Annotated in this window: 14 protein-coding genes, 1 tRNA gene and 1 pseudogene; 3 read left to right on the plus strand and 13 right to left on the minus strand. The window is 62.6% G+C overall.

Annotation, left to right across the window (positions count from 1 at the left end):
* The 11 genes and pseudogenes from WAN02_RS28585 to WAN02_RS28635 all read right to left on the minus strand — a co-directional run.
* A pseudogene (locus tag WAN02_RS28585) lies at positions 1 to 1506 on the minus strand (hypothetical protein); the annotation flags it as partial.
* Between the two features lie 164 nt (positions 1507 to 1670).
* On the minus strand, positions 1671 to 1940 hold the full coding sequence (locus tag WAN02_RS28590) for a hypothetical protein (protein WP_422268747.1): 270 nt from the start codon (positions 1938 to 1940) through the stop codon (positions 1671 to 1673).
* A gap of 160 nt (positions 1941 to 2100) precedes the next feature.
* The gene (locus WAN02_RS28595) at positions 2101 to 3687 is read right to left on the minus strand and encodes a phage major capsid protein (RefSeq protein WP_422268749.1); all 1587 of its coding nucleotides are present in this window, start codon (positions 3685 to 3687) and stop codon (positions 2101 to 2103) included.
* Between the two features lie 72 nt (positions 3688 to 3759).
* Positions 3760 to 4071, minus strand: a complete 312-nt coding sequence (locus WAN02_RS28600; protein ID WP_422268751.1) for a hypothetical protein — start codon at positions 4069 to 4071, stop codon at positions 3760 to 3762.
* Entirely contained in the window at positions 4068 to 4448 is a 381-nt protein-coding gene (locus tag WAN02_RS28605; RefSeq protein ID WP_422268752.1) for a hypothetical protein, read from the minus strand. Before WAN02_RS28605 ends, WAN02_RS28600 begins: the two co-directional genes overlap by 4 nt.
* The gene (locus WAN02_RS28610; RefSeq protein WP_422268754.1) at positions 4445 to 4801 is read right to left on the minus strand and encodes a P27 family phage terminase small subunit; all 357 of its coding nucleotides are present in this window, start codon (positions 4799 to 4801) and stop codon (positions 4445 to 4447) included. The genes WAN02_RS28605 and WAN02_RS28610 overlap by 4 nt, the downstream gene beginning before the upstream one ends.
* Before the next feature lie 378 nt (positions 4802 to 5179).
* Positions 5180 to 5437, minus strand: a complete 258-nt coding sequence (locus tag WAN02_RS28615; RefSeq protein WP_422268756.1) for an NUMOD4 domain-containing protein — start codon at positions 5435 to 5437, stop codon at positions 5180 to 5182.
* A complete protein-coding gene (locus WAN02_RS28620; RefSeq protein ID WP_422268758.1) occupies positions 5430 to 5783 on the minus strand; it encodes a hypothetical protein in 354 nt (117 codons plus the stop codon). Before WAN02_RS28620 ends, WAN02_RS28615 begins: the two co-directional genes overlap by 8 nt.
* Before the next feature lie 43 nt (positions 5784 to 5826).
* Positions 5827 to 6423, minus strand: a complete 597-nt coding sequence (locus WAN02_RS28625; protein WP_422268760.1) for a hypothetical protein — start codon at positions 6421 to 6423, stop codon at positions 5827 to 5829.
* Positions 6420 to 6758 (minus strand): hypothetical protein, encoded by a 339-nt coding sequence (locus WAN02_RS28630; RefSeq protein WP_422268762.1) that lies wholly within the window; start codon positions 6756 to 6758, stop codon positions 6420 to 6422. Before WAN02_RS28630 ends, WAN02_RS28625 begins: the two co-directional genes overlap by 4 nt.
* On the minus strand, positions 6755 to 7003 hold the full coding sequence (locus WAN02_RS28635; RefSeq protein ID WP_422268764.1) for a DNA-binding protein: 249 nt from the start codon (positions 7001 to 7003) through the stop codon (positions 6755 to 6757). The genes WAN02_RS28630 and WAN02_RS28635 overlap by 4 nt, the downstream gene beginning before the upstream one ends.
* Before the next feature lie 73 nt (positions 7004 to 7076).
* Between WAN02_RS28635 and WAN02_RS28640 the strand changes: the two genes are divergently transcribed.
* Both WAN02_RS28640 and WAN02_RS28645 read left to right on the plus strand, forming a co-directional pair.
* Positions 7077 to 7742: a hypothetical protein gene (locus tag WAN02_RS28640; RefSeq protein ID WP_422268766.1), complete on the plus strand. Its 666-nt coding sequence runs from the start codon at positions 7077 to 7079 to the stop codon at positions 7740 to 7742.
* Complete coding sequence (locus WAN02_RS28645) at positions 7729 to 8853, plus strand: tyrosine-type recombinase/integrase (RefSeq protein WP_422268768.1); 1125 nt, start codon at positions 7729 to 7731, stop codon at positions 8851 to 8853. Before WAN02_RS28640 ends, WAN02_RS28645 begins: the two co-directional genes overlap by 14 nt.
* Positions 8854 to 8892: 39 nt before the next feature.
* On the opposite strand, the gene WAN02_RS28650 is transcribed toward WAN02_RS28645, so the two are convergent.
* Positions 8893 to 8966 (minus strand) — tRNA-Leu (locus WAN02_RS28650).
* Positions 8967 to 9065: 99 nt separating this feature from the next.
* On the opposite strand from WAN02_RS28650, the gene WAN02_RS28655 reads away from it, so the two are divergent.
* Positions 9066 to 9677 carry an ANTAR domain-containing response regulator gene (locus WAN02_RS28655; protein WP_422268770.1) on the plus strand — a complete coding sequence of 204 codons (612 nt, stop codon included), beginning with the start codon at positions 9066 to 9068 and terminating at the stop codon, positions 9675 to 9677.
* On the opposite strand, the gene WAN02_RS28660 is transcribed toward WAN02_RS28655, so the two are convergent.
* On the minus strand, positions 9674 to 10105 hold a 432-nt coding region (locus WAN02_RS28660; protein WP_422268772.1), incomplete at its 5' end, for a thiolase C-terminal domain-containing protein. The genes WAN02_RS28655 and WAN02_RS28660 overlap by 4 nt on opposite strands.

Here is a 10105-nt window from a genome sequence, read left to right on the forward strand (position 1 = left end):
CCCCGAGCCGGGAGATGCAGCGGACGTGGCACCCGATGCAGCCGCGGAACCGATTGCCCCCGGCAGGCTCTCGGCGAAGCCGATCAGACCCTGACCGCTGACCTGAAAGCCTTTGCCGTAGCCGTAGCTTTGGTCCTGAATGCCCTTGGATGTCTTTGTGCCGCCAGCGATTCCCTCTTGAGCGGGGTCGACCGCGTCCATGTCGACAGTCTCGCCCTGTGCTTGATCAGCAGCGTCTTGGACAGACCCCGGAGCTTCAGTGCCGCCAACAGTTCCGGGCGCGCCACCATCGCCGCCCTGGTCGCTGTTACCGCCATCGCCGCTAGAGTCCACACTCTCGCCGTCACCGCCAGAGTCCTCGCCGCCGCCAGTGCTGCCGCCGCCAACGTCTACAGTCTCGCCACCGCCGGCGAAATGCAGCATTGATTTCCAAGCTTCGTTTTGCGATGGAGTCAGAACCCGTTCGCCGGGAGCCAGCATCGCCAGCACTGAATCCACGCCGGTCGGACCCGGACCGGTGATATCGCCGCCTTGGGCGAAGCTGCCGAGCTGGGCATAGCCGTCCCCTGAGGACGCGGCACCGATGGAGCCGCCACCGCTGCCCCCGCCGCCGAGCGAGGCCACATAACCCGATGCCGCTGAACTGCCCCCGATGTGTTCGTTGCCCGACGTGAGACCGGGCGGTAGCGAAATGTTGCCGCCGAGAGAGACTTCGGACGCCGAGATCGTCGCGTTTTCGGAGGTGACGTCCACCTCGTTCGCCACCGACGACGACCACTTATCGCTGGCCGCGTCGTGCGCCTCCGGGGTCGCAGGCATTCCGGTGACCTGGTTATGCAGCCAGGTGCCGAGCTGGTCGGGGCCGTTCTGAATCAGGCTTTCCGCCGACGACATGCCGGGAATGTTGGTCGACATCCAGTCTTCGAACTGGCCGGGGTGCTCGTTAAGTTTGTCGACGACCTTGCTGACGGCCTCGAGGTCGTTGATCGGACCGGGAATCTTGAGTCCCAAGTCTTTCGCGCCGCCGATGATGTCACTGAGGTCGTTACCGCTGCCCTTGCCGGACAACACATTTCCGATAGCGCCGCCGGCTTTGTCCAGGCTGTCAAGCTTGGAAGTGATCTTATCGACCGCGCCCCCGAGAACGTCGCCGAGATGACCGAAGTTGTCGAGGACGCCGCCTAGGTTGCCGTGGGTGACGTCTTTGAGTGCGTCCGTAACGCCTTGTCCGAGAGCGGTTCCCGCCTGCTTTCCGAGGGAATCCCATTCCCTGCCGGTCAACGCGCCGGATATCGATTCGTGGAGCTTTTCGCCGATGCCGCTGAACTCGTCTTTGAAGTTGTCGAGGACGCCGCCATGGCCCCCGACGAGATCTTTAAGACCGTCGGAGATTCCCGAGGTTGCATCCTTGAGCCGGTCCTTGAGGGACCGTTCGACTTCGTCGAATGAGGCCTCATCTGCGCGGGCGACCACATCAACGAATATCGCATCTTCGTCTGAAGCCATTGTTCAACTCTCCCAAGGGTTTTGGTGGGTGGGTTGGCCGACGAACCGAGTAGAGGCAGTTCGCCGGCCAACCCGGGCAGCGGTCTCGAGGCGCTGCCCATTCCCCCGCGCGCCCGAGGAAAACAATGCCAGTAGTAAAACCCAGGCGCAGCGGGGAAACTTCGTTAGGTCACCAGGAAGTAGCTGACCGTCGCGCTCGAGCTGGTGACCGCGTAGACGGCCTCCGCGGTACCCGTCTCAGCCCCGGTCAGCGGAATTTGCACAACGGTTGTCGCCGGAATCGGAAGCCCTGTCGATGCCGTCACACCCGCGCCGCCGATAAACGCCGCGGCGCTGGAATACACGAGCGCATGCTGGATCGGCGCCTCTCCAGAGGGGGCGAATAGTTGGACGGCGGTAGTCGTCACCGCGTGCTGCCCAGTAGTAATGGCCATGATTATTTACCTCAATCTTCGTTGTCTGTGGAAAGAAACAACACCGGGTCGGGTTCGCGCCGGGGCTGCAGCGTCCCGAATGGCCACCGGTCCTCATACCAGCACTGGAGGGAGTATTCGGTGTATTCAGCGCTGCCGGTCGCGAACCCTTCCGGCATCATTAGGACGTGCCGGCCAGATCGCTAATCAGGGAAACGGCGGCCGGACGCGGAACCGACAGCGCACATCTTTGCTCGGCCACGTAACGGTATTCGTTCGTGCTGGCCAATGTATAGGGGTCGTACAGCACGAACATGTTTTGACGGACCCAGTACACCCCGCCGCCATTGCGGGTGGACAGCATCACCGCGGTGTAGTCAGCGATTTGAGTCGATTGCACGACCGGGATGCCGGCCAGGTGCAAATTGCCGCCCTCCATGCCCTGCGGTGTCGTGCCGAACTTCTGCATCTCCGGAGAAATGGAGTCATTCGGGCCGCCATTCCAGGTAAGACCGCCGGGTCCAGCGCCATAGATGATGTCATTCAGGTACCGGCCCTGGTTGTCCTTTTCTTGCAGGATCGCCGCGACCGTATTGGGCGACGTGATCAGCAGGTCGGGGGACGCGAACGAAGATGACGACGAACGCATCGCGGCCGCGGCCTGAATGATCGCATCCAAACCGTTCAACCCGGCCCCGTCCTTTGTCAACGTGCCGCTGGTGTTGAGCCAGCCGTTGAAGGTGGCGTTGTTGGTCCCACTGACCGCTTTGAGCAACAGGTTGTTTTCCTGATTGATGATCGAGCGCTGCAGGCTGTAGAGAATCCACCCGCTGACGCCGCCGGGGACGTCGAGCTCGACCTCGTAGGTGTAGCTGAACAAACCTGCGATCTTGGTCGCCGTAACTTCGTTGTTCGTCAGGGTCGGCCCCAGGTCGGGCTTGGTTCCACCTTCACCGGGAGTGCTGGCCTCGTTGGCGTGCGCGGTTTCGGAGATCCAGAACGCGCTGACGCGGTCCATCGCGGCGCCCGGCAAATAGCTTGAGAGCCTTGTCGGTTCGTACGGAAAGCTCATGTACTTGTTCGGGATTTCGAGACCAGGCAACGCCGGGGAGAATGACCCCTCCGCGATCGCCGCCTTAGTCTGCGTACCGGCATGGAAGCCTGCCCGAGCCCGCTCCGCGGCCTTGATCTCAATGCGCGCGGGCATCTTTGACGCGATGGCCATCTCGAGCTGCTGGCGCTGCCCGGCATCGGCCATCGTCGGCGACGCCATGTAGGGCGCGTTGTTCACCAATTCCGCCCAGTGCTTACCGCTATCGGACTTCCGTTCGGCGATCGGCGCCCCATATCCGGCACCCGCGGCGGGCATATCCGCGCCGCCGCCGTACTTGGCTAGAGCTTTCTTCGTGGCCTGGATGGACTGTTTGTGATCGTTGAGGACGTCCGCCTGGCGTTCAATCCGTTCGACCTGTCCGGCATAGCGATCCTTTGAGATCTGCCCGGTTTGGTAGGACTTCAACAACGCAAACCGCTCGTTGACTAGCCCTTGAATCTGGCCGGTGATATCGGCCAGCTCACCATTAATGTTCACAATTAACCTTCTCTTAATTGGATAGCCCTGTTTCCAGGGTTGGTAAATGAAACGTGGGTCGACGTCGGTGGCGAATCGTGTTCGTGCCTCACAGCGTGGGCCTAAACGGTGAGCGACGGGAAATCCATCCCGTGGCCAACGGCCTAGTCCCAGGCGTTGCAGCAGAACTCTCTTCAAGCTCAACCCGACAACCCGGATTGCGTCCAGTACAAGTCGGACGCAACATCAGAATAGCACGCGTGTTCGACATTACGCAGCCTCCAGTTCGGCGATTCCTGTCATCGCGTTTCGCCACCGCGCCACCACTTCTGGGTTGTCCGCGGATACCACCGCATAGGTCGCCAGGACCATTTCCAGGGCGTCGACAGCCTCAAAAAACGCGTCAGACTTAGCCAGCTCGGGCAAAAAGCCGCCCAGGCTCCAAAGTCGGATATCGCGGCACAGGTTCGCTGCTTTAACGACGTCCTGCCATTCCGATGGCGCGCAGCCCTCGTCGTCGATTCTCAGGAAGCCGATGGCAGCGCGGAACAGTTTGAGAACTTTGCGTTCGAACTCGGTCACTGGTCCCTCCGCGGCTTGTATGCAGAAAACTCGTGCCACGGCTGGAGCGCGTTGCCCCTGAGCGCTATCAGCACGCCAGGATCACCGGGCAGCCACCTGTCGGGGTCGACCCTGCCGTTCAGCCCGAGCTGCGTTGCCAATCCCTGGAGCTTCTTGGTGAGCTCGTCGAGCCTGTTCCGGTCACCAGGCGACGCGCCCTTGGTGTGCATGTCGTACCGCAGCCGCTCCCACGTCGCCGCGACGCGCGCGAAGTTGAACACCGCGTTCGGATCGACCGGCGCCAGCTCTTTATGCCGGCGCCACTCCTTGTCGAACTCGGCCCAGCCCCGGATCTGCGCGGCGTACTGCTCCACCGTCATCCCGTAATGGCTGCTCATCGAATGTCCTCGAGCAGCCGATCGACCTCGGCGCCGAACCCATCGGACTGCGCGGCCGGTACCGCCAACGGAATGGCTTTGGCGATGCGCAGCATGTCGGCCCGGGCCTGTGCGAGCGGGGTTAATCCTGGATGGCGCACCACCACGTCACCGCGGCCCTTGACCAGCATTCCCTGATCTTCGATATCGGCCTTCAGCCGCAGGTACATCGAGGTCGTCTCGCAGAACAGGCAGACGAGATCCTGGTCGACGCTGTGCCACCGGCCGTCGCGATACAGTCGCTGCGATTGTCGGGCCCACACTTTGCGGGCAAGTAGGTCGAGCGGCCGGGGCGGCGGGAATCGGTTGGCCATTCAGTTGCTCCTTGGTCGGTAACAGATACTTTGGCGGTTACAGATACTTTTGATTCGGAGGGGAGTTCGGTAACAGATATCCAGATTCAATTGGGAACGCCACCGTTCACACACGTTCGGCTGGAGGGGTCGCCTGATCTTGATTCTGGGACTGATTTGACACCCCCACCATGGTTACCATGGCTAGATATGCCTCTGACCTGCGGCTTTATACGTGTGCACCCGCGTTTGGCCGGATTGGCGAGGGACTGGTCGATGGTCACCATGACGAAGCCTCCGCAAGTCCGATGCCTATCCAGATGGCGGTAACACATACTTTCGCGGTAACAGATACTTTCAAGATCTGCGGTTACAGATACTTTTCTGGTTGCCACGGTCTCACTTCCAGACCAGGGCAGGATCGACAAGCAGGTGCAAGTACGCCGTGTGATAGCGGCCGCGCTTGCCGGTGGCCAGCGTGACGTATCGAAACCCATTGCGTTTGTCGATAGAGATGCGGCGTATCCGTTCCTTGACCGTGTAGCGCCTACCGTTGCTTCTGACGACGATGCGCTTCACGCTGCGGACACGGCCGCATGAGCTCACCTCATACCAGCCCTCAAACCCTGGGATTTCGCGCCATTCCTCGTCAGTCATCAAGTGCCGCCTCCTTATCGAGGGCGTCCACCAACCAGGCATCGAGCAGGCGACCGCCCCAGTCGTCGCCGAAGTGCTTATCTAGGGCGCTGAGCGCCGAGGCCGCGTAGTGGGCGATCGCGCTGCACAGGATCACGTAGGTGGCAGGGTCGTCGCGGAGGATTTTTTCGACGTCGGCGAGCGTGTGCTCCGCGCCTTCGCCATCGTTGTTTTTGCCCGCCAAGATCAGTCGCAGTGCAATAGGTTTCGCTCGCAGGACCTGCTTGTCAGTCATGGCTGCCTCACTTTTGGCTTGGAAGGTTTGAGCCAGCGCTTGCAGAACGGGCACATGCGCATCGGCCGGCAATGGCAGGCGGCCTGGACGTAATTCGCCGAGAAGGCGCCCGTGCTCATCGGACGTCCAACGGGAAGCCGTCAGCGTCGATGGATGGCGGCTCATAATCGGCGCCGGCAGCGAACCAATCCCCAAACTCGCGCGAGGACGGGTTGTCGATGGCGTCGTCGACACTTACGTAGTTGGTTGCGTAGGAGGTTGGTTTCTTTTTCGAGGCATCTTGCGTAAAGCCCTGTCCTATATGGTCGGTGCGTTCGTACGCGCGTACATCCGTACGTACGTTAAGGTCGTCAAACTCGCTGACCTGCGATTGCTCTCGTTCGTACGCGCGTACACGTGCGACACGGTCACGTTCACGCTCGCGGTATTTGTCGTCACTTTCGAGCTGTTTTCGGCTCCGCTGCGTGGCCCTGTAGTCGAGGATCAGCCACCCGTCGCGCTGCTGCTTCCACAGTTTGGACTCGACCAGCTCGTCGGCATCGCCGGATTTGCAGCGGGGTATCAGCTCAAGATCGGCGAACTTGATAACTCCATCCGTCCGGTTCGACACCGACCACAGCAGTGCGTTGGAGAACGCGAAAAACGCCTCGCTCGATAACTGTTGGATGCGGCGGTCGTTCAGCCATCGCTCGGGGTGTCGCGCGTCGGTCACGGGATCACCTCCCAACGCTCAGCGATCGCCCATGCGACGCGCTGGCTCTCGCCGCGGGCCTTCCACATCGATCGCATGGCAGGCACGTTCGGTGCAGGCGTTAAGCCCAGTTCCAACAAATGCGAGGCGGCGGCGGCGTAGTCGGCGTAGCCGCGTTCGTCGGGCTCGGGGTAAAACCACGGATCCGATCGACGGCAGTCCAATACCGGCAATCGCTGTGACGCAGCGCGGCGTCGGTGCAGCCCCTGAACGATCGCGGTAGAATCGTTGTACGCGATGCATTTAGGAGAGAGCCGGCCTGTCGGGGCCGGCTTTTCTCGTTCCGGCGGGCTCATGCAACACCGACTCCCCGCGGGTCATCTGTGCGCTGAATTGTGTTGGCGTTCAGGTAATCCCGCACGTCGGACCACCGGTACAGCACGCGGCGCCCGCGCTTGACGAACCGGGGGCCAGTCCCGCGGTAACGCATCTGAGCAAGGCCGGCCTCAGTGGTGTCCAGTACCGGAGCCACCTGAGCCGGGGTGGCCGTGTCGATGTCAGTGGGAATGGTGGTCATCTTGACCTCTCGTATCGGAAACATCCGTGACTTGATAACGAAAACACATCGCTGCAACTCTTGTCAAGCCACGGAGCTTTCCGATACATTACGGGGCATGCCCGATCAGCCAGAGTCGCTCGCCGTACTCGTCGGCCGGAACTGCAAGCGCACCCGCTCCGCTATCGGCGTCACCCAAGACGAGCTGGCCCAGAGTGCGCGCCTTGTCGGGCTGCGCTGGACGGCCTCGGCGGTAGGGGATTTCGAGGCTGGCCGGTCGGCGCCGAGCTTCGCTACGGTGCTCGCGGTTGGCATGGCCTTGCAGTTCGCTTTGGAGGGCACCGCGGAACAACGCAAGGAGGTCCCCACGTGGGGTGTGACCCTTGCTGACCTCGTGGACGGCGAGGGGTGGGTTGCCCTGACCGACCGCATGTCTCTTCCGGCTCGTTTACTGGCGGCCGCATGCCGAGGGCAGTTCTTTGCGTCCGAGGACCCGCAGTCGTTTCGCGAGTGGTTTGAGCGGGCGAGGAAAGCGGAAGGGGTGGTTTTTGCTGACGTTGGGACGGTGATTCCTCTAGGAGGATTGACTGAGCACCGATTGGCCAAGCGCCTCGGACTCAGCGCCCTGGAGCTCGCGAGCCTCTCGGCCGAGTTGTGGCAGACCACATTTAGCAAGGAACGCGACCGGCGCGCCGGGCCGGACGCCAACCAGCAGAAGCGCGGTCGAATCTCCCGCGAGCTGCGCGCCGAACTCGAGAAAGCATTCGCCGATGGCAACGATTAGCAAATACCAAACCGCAAGCGGCGCAACGCTTTACCGCGTCCGCTACCGCACACCAGGCCGCGGGCAGACCGACAAACGCGGCTTCACGACGAAGCGGGACGCGGAGGTGTTCGCCAATTCGGTTGAGGTCAACAAAGCGCGAGGGGAGTACGTTGCGCCGTCCCTCGGGCGCGTGACGGTGGGCGAGCTGGGTCCGGCGTGGCTGGTCCGCAAAGAAGGGCACATGAAACCCAGCGGGTACCGCTCCTACGAGAGCGCCTGGCGTGTCCATGTCGAGCCGCGCTGGCGCGGAGCCAGGGTTGCCGAGATCCGCTACACCGCGGTGCAGGCGTGGATCGCGGAGCTGTCAAAAGATCTGAGTGCGTCGAGGGTGATCACAGTCCACTCGGTGCTGGCGGCCATCCTCGACGACGCCGTGCGGGACCGGCTGCTGGCCGTGAACCCCGCGCGCGGGGTCAAGATGCCGCGAAAAGCCAGGCGTGCCAACGTTTATCTGACACCCGAACAGTTGTACAGCCTCGCTGCAGAGTCGGGGCGGTATGGGTCACTCATCCTGCTGCTGGGGACGGTGGGCCTGCGGTGGGGCGAGGCTGCGGCGCTGCGGGTCTCCGATGTTAACTTCCTGAAGCGCCGAATCGTGTTGCATGAGAACGCGGTGGCTGTCGGTGGCCGCACGCACGTCGGGACACTCAAGAGCGGACGTAGCCGCTCGGTGGCGCTACCCACATTCGTGGTCGACCACCTGGCCGCGACGTGCGAGGGCAAGGATCGCAACGACCTAATTTGGCCGGCGGCTGACGGTGGCTACCTCGCCCCGCCCACAACGAAATCGTGGCTAGCCGGTGCGGTCGAACGCTGCCAGCGTGCGGACAAGACGTTCCCGCGGGTGACCGCGCATGATCTGCGGCACACCGCGGCGTCTCTGGCAATCGGTTCAGGGGCGAATCCGAAGGTGGTTCAGCGGATGCTCGGGCACGCCTCAGCGGCTATGACCCTCGACGTCTACGCCGATCTTTTCGACTCTGACTTCACTGCAGTTGCCGACAAGTTATCTGAAACTGTGGGCAAATTGTGGGCACGAGGGGGTGATGCGGCGATCCAGCAAACATGAAAATGCCGTCTACCTGCTCTAATGCTTCCACAGTGCGGGTGCCCTCGGTGAGATTCGAACTCACACTGGACGGGTTTTGAATCCGTTTCCTCTGCCAGTTGGGATACGAGGGCCTGCTGACTACGGCCTCCCACCATAGAGGATGGGTCCATGCGAGCCGACTCAGAGCCCCGCGGTCGAGGATCGGCGCGGTGCACGGGAGAATGTCCGTTATGACCGACGACGACGCGCGCACCTCGCACCGGGTTCTCATCGCCGAGGACGAGGCGCTCATCCGGCTCGACTTGGCCGAGATGCTGCGCGAAGAGGGCTATGAGATCGTCGGCGAGGCCGGCGACGGCCAGGAAGCCGTCGAACTGGCCGAGCAGCTGAAGCCCGATCTGGTGATCATGGACGTCAAGATGCCGCGCCGCGATGGCATCGACGCCGCATCGGAGATCGCCAGCAAACGGATCGCGCCGATCGTGGTGCTGACGGCGTTCAGCCAGCGCGACTTGGTCGAGCGCGCACGCGACGCCGGGGCGATGGCCTATCTGGTGAAGCCGTTCACGATCTCGGACTTGATTCCCGCAATTGAGTTGGCGCTCAGCCGATTCAGCGAGATCAGGGCGCTGGAGCGCGAGGTCGAGACGTTGTCCGATCGGCTGGAGACCCGCAAGCTGGTCGAACGGGCCAAAGGCATATTGCAGGCCAACCAGGGCATGACCGAGCCCGAGGCGTTCAAGTGGATCCAGCGCGCGGCGATGGATCGTCGGACCACGATGAAGCACGTTGCCGAAGTGGTGCTGGAGACCCTGGACACCACGAAGGATCCATCGAGCTAGCGCGCGACGATCACCGACGAGCCGTGGCCGAACAGGCCTTGGTTTGCGGTGACGCCGACTGTGGCGCCCTCCACCTGACGGCCGGTGGCCTGACCGCGCAGCTGCCAGGTCAACTCACACACCTGGGCGATCGCCTGGGCGGGAATCGCCTCGCCGAAGCACGCCAGCCCGCCCGACGCGTTCACCGGGACCTTCCCGCCGATCGCGGTGGCTCCGCTGCGCAGAAGCGCCTCGGCTTCGCCCTTGGGGCACAGTCCCAAGTGCTCATACCAGTCCAGCTCCAAAGCAGTAGAGAGGTCGTAAACCTCGGCCAGGCTGACGTCTTGGGGTCCGATACCCGCCTCAGCGTAGGCGGCATCCAAGATCTGGTCCTTGAACACCCGATCCGGCGCGGGCACCACGGCGGTGGAATCCGTTGCGATATCGGG

Source organism: Mycobacterium sp. (genome assembly GCF_049281135.1).
Taxonomy (GTDB): domain Bacteria; phylum Actinomycetota; class Actinomycetes; order Mycobacteriales; family Mycobacteriaceae; genus Mycobacterium.